This is a genomic window from Phyllobacterium sp. 1468, assembly GCF_031455525.1.
Taxonomy (GTDB): domain Bacteria; phylum Pseudomonadota; class Alphaproteobacteria; order Rhizobiales; family Rhizobiaceae; genus Phyllobacterium.
Genome location: NZ_JAVDSX010000006.1, coordinates 284,361 through 300,035, shown reverse-complemented (window position 1 = coordinate 300,035; position 15,675 = coordinate 284,361). Strand labels below are relative to the sequence as shown.

The 15,675-nt window shown below is 59.4% G+C and carries 17 protein-coding genes; 10 read left to right on the top strand and 7 right to left on the bottom strand.

The window, feature by feature from the left end:
* Nucleotides 1–29: 29 nt before the first annotated feature.
* Nucleotides 30–419 (bottom strand): 4a-hydroxytetrahydrobiopterin dehydratase, encoded by a 390-nt coding sequence (locus J2X72_RS18115; protein ID WP_114431955.1) that lies wholly within the window; start codon nt 417–419, stop codon nt 30–32.
* 100 nt (nt 420–519) lie between these two features.
* On the opposite strand from J2X72_RS18115, the gene J2X72_RS18110 reads away from it, so the two are divergent.
* From J2X72_RS18110 to fae, 7 genes are all read left to right on the top strand, one after another.
* Complete coding sequence (locus tag J2X72_RS18110) at nt 520–1,485, top strand: beta-ribofuranosylaminobenzene 5'-phosphate synthase family protein (RefSeq protein WP_310074132.1); 966 nt, start codon at nt 520–522, stop codon at nt 1,483–1,485.
* Between the two features lie 41 nt (nt 1,486–1,526).
* Nucleotides 1,527–2,423: a methylenetetrahydromethanopterin dehydrogenase gene (locus J2X72_RS18105; RefSeq protein WP_310074130.1), complete on the top strand. Its 897-nt coding sequence runs from the start codon at nt 1,527–1,529 to the stop codon at nt 2,421–2,423.
* The gene (locus J2X72_RS18100) at nt 2,401–3,528 is read left to right on the top strand and encodes an ATP-grasp domain-containing protein (protein WP_310074128.1); all 1,128 of its coding nucleotides are present in this window, start codon (nt 2,401–2,403) and stop codon (nt 3,526–3,528) included. Before J2X72_RS18105 ends, J2X72_RS18100 begins: the two co-directional genes overlap by 23 nt.
* Nucleotides 3,525–4,478 carry a methenyltetrahydromethanopterin cyclohydrolase gene (mch, locus tag J2X72_RS18095; protein ID WP_210002982.1) on the top strand — a complete coding sequence of 318 codons (954 nt, stop codon included), beginning with the start codon at nt 3,525–3,527 and terminating at the stop codon, nt 4,476–4,478. Before J2X72_RS18100 ends, mch begins: the two co-directional genes overlap by 4 nt.
* Before the next feature lie 41 nt (nt 4,479–4,519).
* Nucleotides 4,520–5,434: a RimK family alpha-L-glutamate ligase gene (locus J2X72_RS18090; protein WP_310074124.1), complete on the top strand. Its 915-nt coding sequence runs from the start codon at nt 4,520–4,522 to the stop codon at nt 5,432–5,434.
* The gene (locus J2X72_RS18085) at nt 5,431–6,294 is read left to right on the top strand and encodes a triphosphoribosyl-dephospho-CoA synthase (RefSeq protein WP_210002980.1); all 864 of its coding nucleotides are present in this window, start codon (nt 5,431–5,433) and stop codon (nt 6,292–6,294) included. Before J2X72_RS18090 ends, J2X72_RS18085 begins: the two co-directional genes overlap by 4 nt.
* A 153-nt stretch (nt 6,295–6,447) precedes the next feature.
* Entirely contained in the window at nt 6,448–6,954 is a 507-nt protein-coding gene (gene fae, locus J2X72_RS18080) for a formaldehyde-activating enzyme (RefSeq protein ID WP_210002979.1), read from the top strand.
* Nucleotides 6,955–7,074: 120 nt separating this feature from the next.
* Here fae and J2X72_RS18075 read toward each other — a convergent pair whose 3' ends face one another.
* The gene (locus J2X72_RS18075; protein ID WP_310074119.1) at nt 7,075–7,782 is read right to left on the bottom strand and encodes a HisA/HisF-related TIM barrel protein; all 708 of its coding nucleotides are present in this window, start codon (nt 7,780–7,782) and stop codon (nt 7,075–7,077) included.
* A gap of 95 nt (nt 7,783–7,877) precedes the next feature.
* On the opposite strand from J2X72_RS18075, the gene J2X72_RS18070 reads away from it, so the two are divergent.
* Nucleotides 7,878–8,921, top strand: a complete 1,044-nt coding sequence (locus tag J2X72_RS18070; RefSeq protein ID WP_310074116.1) for a hydantoinase/oxoprolinase family protein — start codon at nt 7,878–7,880, stop codon at nt 8,919–8,921.
* Nucleotides 8,922–8,933: 12 nt separating this feature from the next.
* On the opposite strand, the gene J2X72_RS18065 is transcribed toward J2X72_RS18070, so the two are convergent.
* Genes J2X72_RS18065 through J2X72_RS18045 form a run of 5 tightly spaced genes read right to left on the bottom strand, consistent with a single transcriptional unit; the run spans nt 8,934 to nt 13,278 of the window.
* Nucleotides 8,934–9,539: a DUF447 domain-containing protein gene (locus J2X72_RS18065; RefSeq protein WP_310074113.1), complete on the bottom strand. Its 606-nt coding sequence runs from the start codon at nt 9,537–9,539 to the stop codon at nt 8,934–8,936.
* Entirely contained in the window at nt 9,536–10,936 is a 1,401-nt protein-coding gene (locus J2X72_RS18060) for a DUF6513 domain-containing protein (protein WP_310074110.1), read from the bottom strand. The genes J2X72_RS18065 and J2X72_RS18060 overlap by 4 nt, the downstream gene beginning before the upstream one ends.
* Entirely contained in the window at nt 10,929–11,477 is a 549-nt protein-coding gene (locus J2X72_RS18055) for a flavoprotein (protein WP_310074108.1), read from the bottom strand. Before J2X72_RS18055 ends, J2X72_RS18060 begins: the two co-directional genes overlap by 8 nt.
* Nucleotides 11,474–12,109, bottom strand: a complete 636-nt coding sequence (locus tag J2X72_RS18050; protein ID WP_310074107.1) for a dihydroneopterin aldolase — start codon at nt 12,107–12,109, stop codon at nt 11,474–11,476. The genes J2X72_RS18055 and J2X72_RS18050 overlap by 4 nt, the downstream gene beginning before the upstream one ends.
* Nucleotides 12,106–13,278: a (5-formylfuran-3-yl)methyl phosphate synthase gene (locus J2X72_RS18045; protein WP_310074104.1), complete on the bottom strand. Its 1,173-nt coding sequence runs from the start codon at nt 13,276–13,278 to the stop codon at nt 12,106–12,108. Before J2X72_RS18045 ends, J2X72_RS18050 begins: the two co-directional genes overlap by 4 nt.
* A 160-nt stretch (nt 13,279–13,438) precedes the next feature.
* Here J2X72_RS18045 and J2X72_RS18040 point away from each other — a divergent pair, with 160 nt between their 5' ends.
* Together J2X72_RS18040 and J2X72_RS18035 are read left to right on the top strand one after the other, a co-directional pair.
* On the top strand, nt 13,439–14,671 hold the full coding sequence (locus J2X72_RS18040) for an ABC transporter substrate-binding protein (protein ID WP_310074102.1): 1,233 nt from the start codon (nt 13,439–13,441) through the stop codon (nt 14,669–14,671).
* Between the two features lie 22 nt (nt 14,672–14,693).
* Nucleotides 14,694–15,671 carry a YVTN family beta-propeller repeat protein gene (locus tag J2X72_RS18035; RefSeq protein ID WP_310074101.1) on the top strand — a complete coding sequence of 326 codons (978 nt, stop codon included), beginning with the start codon at nt 14,694–14,696 and terminating at the stop codon, nt 15,669–15,671.
* Nucleotides 15,672–15,675 lie beyond the last annotated feature (4 nt).

The window sequence follows — 15,675 nt, the reverse complement described above, 5'->3', positions numbered from 1 at the left end:
AACCCTGTCGGTATGCAAAAAATTTCAGATCAATCGTCGTACTTAACGTAGGCGAAGCGCTGGTCGGTTTGCGGCGTTCCTTCCAGCGATCCCGCCTCCTTGCCCGGTTGCCAATGTACGACGCTCTCGATTTTTTTGGCGAGCTCGAAATCCTTGTCGGTGATGCCCTTGGCGGCGTGGTTTTGCAGCAGCACCTCTACCCAGGCATAGGAGGCCTTCAGATCCGGATGATGCCAGGCAGCCTCGGCAAGATGGCCAACGGTGTTGATCACCATCAGTGTCGACTTCCAGCCATGGGTCTTGTACTTGCGGCGGATCCAGCCGTTCTCATAGCGCCAGTGCGGCAAATCCGCCTTGAGCTTTTCGTTGATTTCGCTTTCGGAATAGACCTTTTCCTTGGGCTTCTTCTCGTCGGTCATCGGCGATACTCCACTTCTTGATTGATGATGCTTGCACCTCGGTCGAAAGACGATATCATAGTGCAGGGCCCGATTTTTGAGATTGTGTAAAGAATAGCAAATGTCGGAATCCGTCACCATTAAAGTCCCGGCGCGCCTTCATCTCGGCTTTCTCGACATACCGCGTTCCGGCACCGACCGCTTCGGCAGCGTCGGCTTGCCTGTGCAAGATATCGCGACAGTCCTGACGATTTCCCGTTCGGCCGAGACACAGGTTCATGGTGAAGAACAGGCGCGCATCGAACAGCATATCGCGACACTGTGCAATCATCTCGGCATCAAGGCGCAACACCGCATCAATGTGCAGCGAGCGATCCCGCGGCATATAGGCCTCGGTTCCGGCACGCAGATCGCCCTGGCTGTCGCGGCTGCTATCCGCACGCTGCATGGCCTGCCACTCGACGCCGTCAACGACGCTGTCCTGCTCGGACGCGGCTCCCGCTCGGGTATCGGTATCGCTGCGTTCGACGAGGGTGGCGTGATCGTCGATGCGGGCAAAGGCCCTGGCAGCGCGGCACCCACGGTTATTTCGCGCATACCGTTTCCTGAAGCCTGGCGCATCATCCTCGTCTTCGATGCCTCGACGCAAGGCATCCATGGCGAGGCCGAGATCGAAGCCTTCCGGACATTACCGCCGTTCCCGGTCGAAACCTCGGCTGTAATCTGCCGCCATGTGCTCATGGGTATCATGCCGGCGCTGATCGAGCAGGATCTCCCGTCATTCGGCCACGCTGTGGAGGCGATACAGGCCGAGATCGGCAACTATTTCGCACCGGCGCAGGGCGGCGTTTTCACCAGCAAGCATGTCGAAGCCGCTATACGGCAGCTGGCACAGGCAGGTGCAGTAGGCATCGGCCAGAGCTCATGGGGACCAACGGGTTTCGCCTTTGCTGCCTCACAGTCGGAGGCGACGCGCATTGTTGATGCGATAGGCGGGCGGTCGCCCGGCACCACCATCCAGATCGTTGCGGGCAGAAATGCAGGTGCGGATATCACGCACACCGCGTTGAACTTCGCAACAGCGTAGGGTCAGGACCCTAAGGCCCATTACCAAAAGGAGCGGAAACAGTGAGCCGCAAAACCATCCTTCACATGCTGACACCACTTCGGCAAATGAGCCCGTTCGACGTCAATATGGCGCTTGATGCAGGCTACGACGCCGTGGTCCCCTATACGGACGTTACCCTTGCCGATGTGGGCAATCTCGTCCAGGACGCGATTTTTTCGCGCCCGCCGGATGCGGGTGTCGCGACAGGCATCTTCCTCGCGGGCAAGGATGCCCCGACGGCGCTCGACATGCTCGACGCGGCGAAGAAAGCCATGGTGCCGCCCTTCGAAATTTCGGTTTTTGCCGATCCGGCAGGCTCGTTCACCACGGCGGCTGCATTGGTCGCCAAGGTGGAAAAGGCATTGATCAAGCACCACGACCGCGAATTGAATGGAACTTCGGTGGCGGTCTTCGGTGCGACGGGTGTCGTCGGCTATTGCACGGCAGTCATCGCGGCCGAACAGGGCGCACGGGTGACGATTGTGGGTCACGACGGTATCGAGCGCGTGCAGGAGATTGCCGCGTCGATCAAGCAGCGGTTCGACGTAACAGTCGAGCCCGCCGACGGTTCGACTGAAGCCAAAAAGGCCGCAATTGTCGAGGGTACGGAAGTCGTGCTGGCGGCGGCAAAGGCCGGCATTCAAGTGATTTCGCGGGCGCAGCTCGGCTCCGCGGGCGGGCTTCTCGTTGCCGCTGATGTGAATGCCGTTCCGCCGGCGGGTATCGAGGGCCTGAAAGTCAATGCCAATGGCGAGCCGCTCGATGCGACACAGGCTGTCGGCATTGGCCCACTCTCCATTGGCAACGTCAAATACAAGACGCAAGCCGGTTTGTTCGAACAGATGATCAAGGCGAAAAAGCCGGTTATCTTTGATTTTCGGGACGCATTTACCCTTGCTCGCGACCTCGCCAAATAATCCCGCGATCCTGATCGCCGCGATTTCCGGACGCGCTCTGGCAGCGGCGGCGCGGCGTGCCGGATTCCGGCCGCTGGTCGCCGACCTTTTCAACGATGCCGATACGCTGGCATTGGCGGACCGCGCGTTGAAACTTTCCGGCAGCCTGCAGAGTGGGATTGACGAGGAACGGATCAGCCGGGCGCTGGCTGACCTTGCAAGCGATGACCAGCCGGTGGCTGTGATCTACGGCTCGGGTTTCGAGCGCAGGCCGGAGATGATCGAGGCGATGTCACGCCAGTTCCAGATCGCCGGCAATACTGCACAAACGGTCCGCCTGGTGAAGGATCCGTCCGGCTTGGCGCGGCTGTGTTCGGAGCTCTCGATACCGCATCCCGATATTCGATTCGATGCGCCGGGACGTCCACAGGAATGGCTGACCAAGCTCGCCGGCGGTGCAGGCGGTTCGCATGTGAAGACCGCCAATGGCCATGTGTCCGGACACGAGCATTATTTCCAGCGCTTCATTCCAGGCAGGAACCTTTCCGCGCTGTTTCTCGCCGACAGGCAGGAGGCGCACATTGTGGGCTTCAGCCGGCAATGGTCATCGCCGTCGGCACACACACCATTTCGCTATGGCGGTGCGGTGCGGCTGCGGCGCTACGACAAGGTCAAGGCAGCACAGATTGAGGGATGGCTGACCGCTTTGACGAAGCGTACCAAGCTTGCCGGGCTCAACAGTGCCGATTTCATCGATGGCGATGCAGGCCTTCATCTGATCGAAATCAATCCGCGCCCCGGCGCCACACTCGACATTTTCGATTGCGATCAGACCCCGCTGCTGCGCGAACACTTACGCGCCGTCATGGAAACCAACATAACCTTGCCCGCCTATAAGGGCTCGACCGCTTCGGCAATCGCCTACACGGCGAAAGCAATCAGCGCCTTTCCGAAAATCGATTGGCCGGCGCTGACGGCGGATCATCAGATGTCAGGAACAACACTTGAAGCAGGCGACCCTGTCTGCACGGTTTTTGCCACGGGGCCCTCCGCTGCTGCGGCGATGCGCGCCGTGAAGAGCCGCGTCAAGGAACTCGCGGTTAACTGGAGGGGGGATTTTCCATGAGGGACGGTCATGCCTATCTGAACAGAAACGCGCAACGCATAGCCGACAGCATGATCGAGGACGCGGACCGGCTCGGCATCAGTCACAGTCGCGGGAGCCTTGGCGAGCATTTGATCGATGCCGGCGCAAACAGTCCAGGCGGCATTGAAGCCGCGCTGCGCATCGTCGAAATCTGCCTCGGCGGGCTTGGAACCGTTTCGGCAGGGCTGAGCTCGGGCAAGTGGCCCTATTCGGTCGATGTACGCTCGTCGCAACCGGTTCTCGCCTGCCTCGCCAGCCAGTATGCCGGATGGAATCTCTCGCACGAAAAGTACTTCGCCATGGGGTCCGGTCCTGTCCGCGCGCTGGCCCGGGTGGAGCCGCTTTTCGAGGAAATCGCCTACCGCGAACCCAAAGCTCAATCATCGGTGATCGTGCTTGAGACCGCGACACCCCCGCCGGCAGCAATCATCGATAAAGTGTCGAAGGCGACAGGGCTAGCGCCTGACAAGCTGACTTTCATCTATGCTCCGACGCAAAGCCTGACGGGCGCAGTGCAGATTGTCGGGCGCGTGCTCGAAGTCGCGCTGCACAAGGCACACGACCTCAAATTCCCGCTGGCCGATATTGTCGATGGTGCGGGCCGAGCGCCGATCCCGGCGCCGCATCCTGACTTTCTGCAAGCCATGGGGCGGACCAATGATGCCATCATCTACGGCGGAACCGTCCAGCTTTTCGTAAAAGGCAGCGCGGAAGCGGCACGCAACCTGGCGGAGCAACTTCCGAGCCACACGTCTCGCGACCATGGCCAGCCATTTGCCGATATTTTCAAGAAGTTCAAAGGGGATTTCTATGCCATCGATCCGCGTCTGTTCAGCCCCGCCGAGGTGATCGTTACAGCGATCGAAACCGGTGATACCTTCCGCCACGGCGGAATTCACGACGCAATGCTGGAACAATCCTTAGGCTGAGTCGCCGCAGCGGACTTCACCACGGACACCGAGACGCAGACATGACAGATACGATACTGATCCTTTCGGACCGGCCCGACCGCCAGGTTAAACAGTTGCGCGCCTCTTTGCGAAAGCTCGGGTTCAACGTCCTGGCGCTGCCGCTGGTGGATATCGGCTTCGACAGCCGCTATCCCTCCGGCATTGCGGTCCCGCGCATGAATGGCGCCCTGCCCGCAGCAGTGATCGTGCGGTCGATTTCCTCGGGCACATTCGAGGCGATCACCCGCCGTCTCGGCATCCTGCATTCCTTTGCGCATCTTGGCGTGCCGGTCTGGAACTCGGCCAAGGCGATCGAGCGCTGCGTCGATAAATCCACGACCACGTTCCTGCTGGCACAGGCAGGACTGCCGACGCCGGAAACCTTCGCGGTGGAAAGCCTTGCCAATGCCCGGTTGGTCGCCGAACGTGAGCTCGTGCACGGTCCGCTGGTGCTGAAGCCGTTGTTTGGCTCCCAGGGGAAAGGTATTCGCCTGATTCGCAGCGTCGAGGACCTGCCGCAACCGGAAGAGGTCGACGACGTGTATTATCTGCAGCGTTTCGTGGCGCGCCCTGGGCCCCCTTACAGCGACTATCGCGTTTTCACTTGCGATGGCGAAGTGTTGGGCATGATGGCGCGGCGGGCTGAAGGCTGGATAACCAATATTGCCAAAGGGGCGAAGGCGGAGGCTGTCGAAGGCCCGTTGCGCGCCAAGCTGGAGAGCCTCGCGCTCGCGGCCTCCGCAGCCATCGGCACCGATTTCGCCGGTATAGACATAATCCCGGCGGCCGATGGCAAATTGCTTGTTCTCGAGGTCAACAGCATGCCGGCCTGGACCGGGCTACAATCCGTCGTCCCCGTGCGCATTGCCGATTGCATCGCCAATGCTCTTGCGGCTTGGATCGAGGACGAACTGGACGAGAGACCGGCGGCGTGACCGCGACGCGCGAACAGATAAGGCGCGCCTATATCGATGCCTGTTATCAGGAGATCGACGCCTTGAAACCCGGCAATGTGCACCGTTTTGCCGACGGTCATCGCATGAGCGCCGAACAGTTTTTCGAAAGCGCCCAGGCTTCATCGCACGCGGTGACGGACCCTGCCCTTTCCACGGGACAACGTATTCTCGCGGCGGTTCGGGAGACGCGTCGTAAGGTCGGAACCAATACCAATCTCGGTATCCTGCTTTTATGCGCTCCCTTGGCCAAAGCGGCGGCAAATGGCGGGCCAGACCTTGAAAGCGGCCTTGCGACGATCCTTCAAGAACTCGGCGTCGACGATGCGCGCGATGTTTTTTCGGCGATCATGCTAGCGCAGCCAGGTGGCCTTGGCTCCGCGCCCAAACATGATGTGTCGACTATCCCGCAGGTATCCCTGCTGGAAGCGATGGGGGAAGCCGCGGATCGCGATATGATCGCCCGGCAATATGTCACCGGATTTGCCGATATTTTCGATGGTGGACTCGGGGCTCACGAAGCCGCTGCGAAACGCGGCGAGCGCGCGATGTGGCCAGTGGTTTTTACCTATCTGTTTTTCCTTTCGGCATTTCCCGACAGCCATATCGTCCGCAAGCACGGCGATGCAATTGCCGGAAAAACACAAAAGCAAGCGCAACAAATTCTGACGCGGGTCGAAGTCCTCAACGATGGAAAAGAGCGCGAAAAACTGCTTCTTGCTTTCGACGCGCAATTGAAGGCCGACAACATCAATCCCGGAACCTCCGCGGACCTGACAGTCGCGACGCTTTTTGCATTTGGACTCAACTCTCTCTTGCATAATGGCGAGGTAAATGCTTGAATTTCCCAAGCGGATTTCGTCCGCTGCTATCTGGCCAACCGACCCCGCTCGAAGGGTGCTGTGAACAAGGATAGCTGTCCATCGAGAGTCGTGTCTCGAGGTGCGGCGTCTTTGGACAAACCATTGGGAAAACGGTTTAGGAGGAAATTGGCCGTGGCAAAAATCAATAAGGTTATGGTTGGCGAATCGCTGGTGGGCGATGGAAATGAAGTCGCGCATATCGATCTTCTGATCGGGCCGCGTGGCAGCGCTGTCGAGACGGCATTCTGCAATGCATTGACGAACAACAAGGACGGGTTCACCTCCCTTCTTGCGGTTATTGCGCCGAATATGGCGTGCAAGCCGAATACGATTTTGTTCAACAAGGTCACGATCAAGGGCGCCAAACAGGCGGTGCAGATGTTCGGACCTGCGCAGCATGCAGTGGCTAAAGCGGTTCAGGATAGTGTTGCCGATGGCACCATTCCAGCGGACGAGGCTGACGATCTGTTCATCTGCGTCGGCGTCTTCATCCATTGGGAAGCAGAAGACGACGCGAAGATCCAGGACTTCAACTATCGTGCGACGAAGGAAGCGCTTCAGCGCGCAGTGACGGGCAAGCCGACTGCCGCCGAAGCAACTGCGCAACGCGATTCAGTCAAGCATCCATTCAGCGCTTAGACACGAGACAACCCCGCACAGAGCAAACCCTCTGTGGAACCGGAGGGTCTGTTGCGCCGGTTGGCAAAAAGTCTGGGCTTCTAGACATGAAGAAGGGGGACACCCCCTTCTTCCACTGGTTCATCCCCGATCTTCATACCGCATCAGAGACCGGATCGTCGCTGATGTCAGTGCGCCGCTATGCAGCGCCGTTGCCACAAGCGCAGCCGAGATGCCGATAGCTTGCAATTGTTCGAGATCATGCGCATCGCGTACCCCGCCGGCGGCGATCACCGCACGATGTCCGGCACGGTGCTTGATCTCTGCCAGCAGTTTGAAATCGGGACCGGAATTGGCCCCGACGCGGCCAAGCGTCATCACTATAATGCGCGATGGCCAATGGTTTGCGTTTTCAAGAATTGATGGGGGACCAAGGAACGCGTCGCCCCGGAAATCCAGCGAGAGCACGAGACGCGGGTTCGCATTGCAGGCCTCCAGTAACAACGGATCGACTTGGGATTCGGAGCCAAGAACGGGCCAGATGCCCTCTGTCGCGAGAGCGCTTTCCAGTTGCTCCCGATCGTTAAAGCCGGCGTCTAGCCAGATATCCGCGTTCGACAATAAAGGCTGCAATTGGCCGAGGGAACTTGTCCGGCGGCGCTCTATCGCATCGAGATCAGCGACATAGAAAGCCGAAAAGGGATAGACTTTGCGCAAGCCAGTCGCGACATCGCCTATATCGGCAGTTGCACTAAGGGGGGTTTCGATGGGCCGGTAAGAATCGCGATCGCCGAGGCGCGCGCGCACCACGAGACCATCTTTTATGTCGAGTACCGGAATGATATGCACGGGTAACCTTACGGATTGATGCAGCCATGAAATCCCGATTTGCCAACGAAGGAAAGCCCTGGGGGCGGAGAACTTCCACAATGGGTTCCATTTAAATGTCCTCCGTTCTCATTACCGGTTGGGATATCGGCGGCGCTCATCTCAAGGTGGCGCAGTGCCGCGATGGCGAAATCATCGCGGCGAAAATCTTCAAGACATCGCTCTGGCTCGGACTGGAGCAGACGCGCGAGGCAATGCGGGAGATCGCTCCGCTGCGGGGTGAAGGCAATATCAACGTCTTCACGATGACCGGCGAGTTGTCCGATACATTCGCCTCGCGCGACGCGGGAATTGCCGGCTTGCTGGACTTTATCGAGGAAGAATTCGGCGTTGCGAACACACTGATCTATGCGGGTCGAGCTGGGTTCTGCGATGTCCGTGCGGCGCGCAGCCTCGGCAGCGATATCGCCTCTGCCAACTGGCACGCGACCGCAAGCCTGAGCGCGAAGCTGACCGGCACCGGCCTGTTCGTCGATATGGGTTCGACGACCACCGACATCCTTGCGTTCAGGGATGGCGCGCTGGTGAATGATGGGTATTCCGATGCCGAGCGGCTTTTGTCCGGGGAGCTGGTCTATACGGGTTTTGCCCGTTCCGCGCTGATCGGCATCGCAGCGCTGGTTCCCGTGCGTCGGCACATGACGCCTTTGATGAACGAATATTTCGCCAATACTGCTGATCTCGGCCGCATTCTCGGCACGCTGGACGAAGTGGATGACAAATATCCTTCGGCGGACCGGCTGCCAAAGACCGTCGCGGGTTCCATTCAACGCCTAGCGCGCATGGTCGGGCGCGACAGCGGCGATCTCGAAGAGCACGAATGGATCGATATTGCGCGCTGGTTCAGCGAACACCAGCTGCGCATGATCCATGACGGTGCGTTCCGGGTGGCACGTAAGCTGGATCACGCCGCGCCTGTGGTCGGCGCGGGTATCGGGCGGCCGCAAATCAGGCGGCTGGCGAAACGCATGGATCGCCCTTACCTCGATTTCGGGTCGTTGATACCTGCAATCGAAGAAGCGCGCGACGATGCCAGCAAGGCAGCGCCGGCGGCGGCTGTCGCGTTGCTCGGGTACCTGGATCGCCAAACGAAAGCTTAGAGCTTGTCCGCCTTAGAGCCTGTCATGATGATGCAGGGCTTCCTTGCCTTTCGCGTCGGCGGCATCCTGATGATCCTTGACCTTCTCCATTAACCAGGACCAGGCCTGATGTTCATCGGGTCCCGCCGTCTTCTCGATAGCGATGGCGAGATAGGCGATCTCCGCCTCGACCTTCTCCGGTGGCAGCATGGAAAGTCGACTGACGAGAATTGCAAGTTCAAGCACGGCTGCCTTGGCACGATTGAGCCCGGTAAATGGCGCGTGTGTGGCCCCGGAAACCACCTTGCAATAATGGCGGGGACGCAAGGCATCCTCATCGACGGAGACGACCTTGAGCACCGCGTGGCTGAGTGCTGCCTCCAATCGGGGCACCGGGCAGTTCTTGACCGCAACGGTTGGCCACTCCTTGCGGCCGGTCAGACAGCCGGCGAAGATCAGCATGTCATCGGTATAATTGGCGATCGCAAACGGAATGGCGGCGAGATTTTCAAGCGTTTTCGACGGGCGGAACGGCGCGATCACCCAGCCATCCTCATGCTGGATGATACCAAGCGGCGCAATGTGCGCGACCCCCCTGCTGTCGACCGTGGTAACAATGGTCTCCCTGATATAGGTCACTGCGGCCTATCCTTTTTCGCTTTGAACGTGTGCCCCGCCTCTGCCAAACGCAATCGGTCCTGTTGCTTGCCGGGAACAGCCATGCCCCAGGAAAGCGGCTCATCCTGCGTGTAACGCTTGCCGAGTTTCCACGCGATCTCCGCCTTGGTCAGCTCCGCACCCAGATAGAAGGCATGGGCGCCGTCATTCTCAACGCCGAGACCAGGAAAAAGTTCAAACGCATCGTGGGCGATGCTGTGACCCTTGGCGTTGAAGATATGCACGCCATCCGGCGCTGTCATGATGCGGAAATTCGCATCGCGGACGTCAGCGGCAAGCGCGGCAATATCCTCGACGCTGTTGGGGTAAGGCTTGCGGTCGTGCACCTGCAGCAGACCGGCATCGTAGCCGCGCGGCAGGGCATGATCCTCTTTGGCTGCAAACATGGTACGTCGTACGCTATCGTGCTCCTCCACCGTGCGAATCGTATGGGGGCTGACATTGACGACGAGCACATTGCCGATCGAAAGCTCGGAGCAGATACCCGCAAGCAGGGCGGTGACACCGGAACTGTCGGCGTCGGTGAGTTCGGTCAGGTTGCCGGTGCCCATCATCATGGGGATATCCGGCCAGCGGCGGCGCGCTTCAAGAAAGCGCCCGAGCGAGATGGAAAAGCCGAAGTGGATCGGGTCGAGGACCGGATCGGCGATGAAGGAAATATCGGCAGCTTTGGCTGCGGCGATGGCGCGGCCAAGCGAATCCAGATCGCCGGACTTCGAAGGAATGAGAATGGGCGTGACGCCATATTGGATGGCGAGGCCGATGGTGTGCTCGGTAAGGCTCAGAAGATAGTCGGCACCGGCCGCAGCGCCGGTTTCGAGCTCTTCGAGATTGGCTGAGTCGACACTGACCTTGAGCCCCTGGCGTTTCAGGGCGCGAACGGCATCGGCCAGATGCGGAAACGGGGTTTCCGGCAGGCAGCCAAGGTCGATGACATCGGCGCCGGCACCGGCAAGATGTATTGCACGTTGCATGAGCCCATCGAGCGACAACGCCGAAGCATCGACAATTTCGGCAAAGATGCGCATGTCGTGCTTTGAAAGATCGATGGGCTTGCCGACACGCCCGAGAAAGACCGGGAGATCGGCGACCTCATCAGGACCACGCACGAATGGAATACCGAAACGCTGGCTCAGACTGTCGAGATCACCTCGATAGCGCCCGGGCAGGACGACTCGGTCTGCTAAAACAGGCGGCTTCAGACGGCGCGAAATGATCTCCTCGGTCATCAGCGCCGCGACCTTCACACCGATATCGACAATCTCGTGCGTAAACGCCGTCTTGCCGAGATCGGCGAGAATCCGCTCCAGCCGTGCACGGGCAAGATGCCCGGTCAAGAAGAGCAGATGCTCAGCCACCTGAAATCACCTTCTGGCGGGCGGTGATCGTTTCTATGAGTTCGGCCAGCGACTCGACGACCGTGGTGCGTTCATAGGTCTTGAGCTTTGCGGTGTTTTCCAGATCGATGGGGCGCGGATAGACCTTGACCACGCCGCTCGGCGCCATGGTCTCGAGTTCGGGCGCCGTATCGCAGGCAAAGACGATGGACGGCACCAGGCACTTCCCCGCCTGCGCATAGACATTGGTGGGAAGAGAATCCGAAATACCGACGACACACTTCGCCACTGTGTTGGACGTGGCCGGTGCTATCACGGCGGTGTGGTAGACCCCGGTGTAAAACCCGCCAATGGGCACGGAACTTGCCGTCTTGTCATGCAGCACTCGCGTCGTTTCGGGAAAATCCAGCTCAAGCTTGTACATGCGCAGCACTTCGTTCGCGGCCTTCGAGACGAACACATCGCAGTGCTCGAGCGTGCGGATCAGTTCGAAACTTTCCACAAAGAAATGGCCCGAACCGGTCAATGCCCAAGCCCAGCGCGGCGTATGCAGTCTCGTCATTGCGCACCCATGGCTTCGGTCTGTCTGTGCCGCATGATCCTGCGACCAGGGATGGATGCCAAGGGCAAATCGAGCGTATTCAATATCCTGGGACCGGCGACATGGAGCCTTGTTCCCTCGCCCAGCATATCCGGCAGCATGCTGTCGACGATGCCGGCGGCGGCAAGTTCCCGCAGGCCTTCGTAATCGTTATGTTCGTCGGTCTGCTTGACCAGCAGCAAGTCGTCGGCGTGCAATTGCCGGGCCAACCAGGCACTCAAACTGTCCGATGTGATCTGCCACGAACACGGTATATCCGCCGCACCGAGCGTCATCGTCGATGGAAGCCAGACCGGCGTTGCGCCGGCGTCCAGCACTTCGCCGATCTGCGAAGTCGACCGCGCCACCCGCAATTGCAGATGCCGCTCGGCAATGGCGATGCCGAACTGGTCCATGGCAAGGATGGCCATCACATGCGCCGCTACGTCGGAATAGCCGAGACGCGTCTGTGAGGTCCGTACCTGATCGGCGAAAGGACCGCCGCCTGGCACGATAACCAGCGGAAAGGTCGCGCTCGCCAGAAGGTCGGTCCAGCGCTGCATTTCCGCATGGCCCGCCGTGCTGCCTCCAAGCTTGACGACGATGGGCTTCATGGGGATTTCCGGCCTCCATGCGCATGGATCGGCCGGGGTTTGGCCGATGAATTCTTCACATCGTTTTTCCGCTCGATCTCTACACCGACACCGCCGGGTCCAAGCTCCAGCTTTTCGGCCCGCACGACAACGCGGGTCACCCGCGGATTTTCCAGAACGAAAGCCGCCACCTGTTCAGCCAGCGTCTCGGCAAGCTCGATATGACCGCGCGCGACAATGGCACGAATGCCGTCCATGATGAGATCGTAGGAAACGACGTGGCGCATGTCTTCCGGGTTGCGCGTCACCCGCAAGACATCGGCTGACACATCGAAACGCACCTTCTGCGCCTTGCCATGCTCGAAACTATAGGCGCCGATATGGACGGGCAAAACGAAATCGCGGACGAATATCTTGTCGGTCCCAAGCCCCGCTTCAGCAGGATCCGGGAAGTAGCCCCGTGCGGCGAGCAACTTGTAGTCGACGCCGGGAGGGGCGGCTGTTTCAAGAGCCTCGGGGATGAGGCCGCGAATCTTCGCTGTTGCCTGCGCATCGATCGCCGCGGTGCGATCGAGACCGGAACACAGCGCACCGCGGAAACCGAGAAAATCCGGCGCATATGCCAGCAGGCGCGGAATATCCGGCGCTTCGAGCGATCCGGCTACGCCGACCCTCAATTCGTGCGACTGGCCATCCTTGATGAATTTGCCGATGTGGTCAGGGGTCATGTGGTCGAGTAACCGCCCTTTCGACTTGTCGGCCGTATCGATCATCACGCCGTGAAACCCGGCGGAAGAGAGCTCCGCAAACAGATTTTCGCTGTACGTATCGCGGTAGTCGGCAAAGAGCACCGCGATCAATTTTTTGTGTGACGCAAGCGGTTTCAGCGCTTCCAGACAGCCGGCTAAATCACCTGAGGCGAAGAGTCCGATCTTGATATAATCCACAGCAGTTGCTGCGAATTCCTCAACCTTCGTGCGAACGACTTCAGGTTGCATGGGAAGATCGCCGCAAGCAGCGCTGACGGGCCGCCTTCCCGCAATAAAATCGATAACTTCCATAAGCTTGGACGCTGCAACGGCGCCCAGTGCGCCGTTCGCCGGATCTTTCAGATCAATGATGTCCGCACCATTCTGGAAGACGATTTCCGCCTCAAGAACATCCTGAACACTCGCCAGCATTTGTGTCATCAGCAGAGCCCTCGAAACAGACTGGAAATCTTGCCTGACGCCAACGAAAAGTTGACACCGAGGGTTGAGATTGTGACGGGGTTGTTTAAAAACACTATGGGCACCTCTGTTCTTAAGCGACCGCCATCACGTGAATGGCGGCAGTCTGTATGGTATGATCATGAAGAGTACGGTGCCAAACACTCTCTCATTTTTATTCGGCTTTTTTTTGCTCTTCGTCAACGTGTCCGGCGTATCGGCACAGCAGGCTGCGACGAATAAGCCTGCAAAACCGGTGGTTGAAACCCGCATCGGCTATCTTCGCGCCTACGAACCGCAGCTGGCACTATCCGTGCTCGATATACCGCCGCGCGACGAAGGCGTGGCCGGCGCCAATGTCGCCATCAACGACAACAATACGACCGGCAAGTTTCTGGGCCAGAGTTTTGCGCTGGACGTAACCGAGACGAAGTTCGAGGCCGACGTCATGCCCGCGTTCAAGGAGATGCTCGCCCGCGGCGACCGGTTCATTCTGACAGACATTTCCGCCAAGCAATTGTTGTCGATTGCTGATCTTGCCAAGGACAGCGGCGTCCTCTTGTTCAATGTAGGCGCCACGGATGACAGCCTGCGCGAGGAGGAATGCCGCTCGAACGTCTTCCACACGGCCCCGACGCGAAGCATGCTTGCCGACGGCCTGGCGCAATACCTCGTCTGGAAACAGTGGCGCAAATGGGTGCTGCTCTACGGCTCGCATGATCGGGACAAGCTTTACGCCGAAGCCATCCGCCGAGCTGCGACGCGGTTCGGCGCAACAATCGTGGAAGAGCGGCTCTACGAGGACAAGGGCACGGCGCGCCGAACCGACACGGGCATCATCCAGGTGCAAAAGCAGATGCCGGTATTCACCCAGAATCTCCCGGAACACGATGTGGTCATCGTCGCCGACGAGAGCGAGGTTTTCGGCAGCTACGTCCCTTACCGGACCTGGACGCCGCGGCCGGTAGCGGGAACGGCCGCACTGGTTCCCTCGAGCTGGCACCCCGCCAGCGAACAATGGGGCGGGTCACAGATTCAGAACCGTTTCGACAAGGCGACGGGACGGCGAATGCTGTCGAAGGACATGCAGGCTTGGACTGCCGTGCGCATATTGGGAGAGGCGATCACGCGGTCAAAGGGAAACGACCCCAAACAGGTCGAGACGTTCATCAAGGCGGATGACTTTTCCATAGCGGCCTTCAAGGGACAAAAACTCAGTTTCCGCAACTGGAACTGGCAGCTGCGCCAGCCGATCCTGATTGGCGACGGCCACGGCGTCGTGTCCACCTCGCCGCAGGAAGGTTTCCTGCATCAGTTCTCGGAGCTCGATACGCTGGGCGTGGACAGGCCGGAAACCAAGTGCAAGCTTAATTAAGAATAATATTGGGAGGACCAAGATGCGACGACGACACATGTGCCTGCTCGCTGCGACCGTAGCGCTGCCGTTTCTTGCACAGCCAGCCTGGGCCAATCTGGTCTATGTCTCGAATGAGAAAGACAACACGGTGACGGTGGTCGATTCGAAGACCATGGAGGTGGTCAAGACGATCAATGTCGGGCAACGGCCCCGCGGCATCACCATCTCGCCTGACGGCAAGATCATCTATGTCTGCGCCAGCGATGACGACACGGTCGAAATGATCGATACCGCCACGAATGAGGTCGTGGGGTCGCTGCCGTCAGGGCCCGACCCCGAGCTTTTCGTGCTGTCGCCCGATGGGCAAACGCTCTACGTCGCCAATGAGGACGACAATCTCGTCACGGTGATCGACGTCAATACGAAGGGTGTCGCGGCGGAAATTCCGGTAGGCGTCGAGCCGGAAGGCATGGGCGTGAGCCCGGACGGCAAGACCATCGTCAATACCTCCGAAACGACGAGCATGGCGCATTTCATCGATACGTCGACCCATGAAATCACCGACAATGTGCTCGTGGATTCGCGCCCGCGCTTTGCCGAGTTCAAGCCCGATGGCTCCGAGGTCTGGGTCTCCGCTGAAATCGGCGGGACAGTGTCGGTCATCGACAACAAGACCCGCGCGGTCACCCATAAGATCACCTTCGAAATCCAGGGATTGCGCTCCGAACAGATCCAGCCTGTGGGCGTTCGCATCACCGCCGATGGCAAGAAAGCCTATGTAGCGCTCGGACCGGCGAATCGCGTCGCCGTGGTCAATACGGAAACCTACGAGGTCGAAAAATACGTGCTTGTCGGCCAGCGGGTATGGCAGCTCGCATTCATGCCGGATGGCAAGCAGATCATCAGCACGAACGGGTTGTCGAACGACATCACATTCATCGATACGGAAACCGATGAGCCGATCAAATCCGTTACCGTGGGGCAATTGCCTTGGGGCGTCGCAATATCGCCGAATTGAAAGC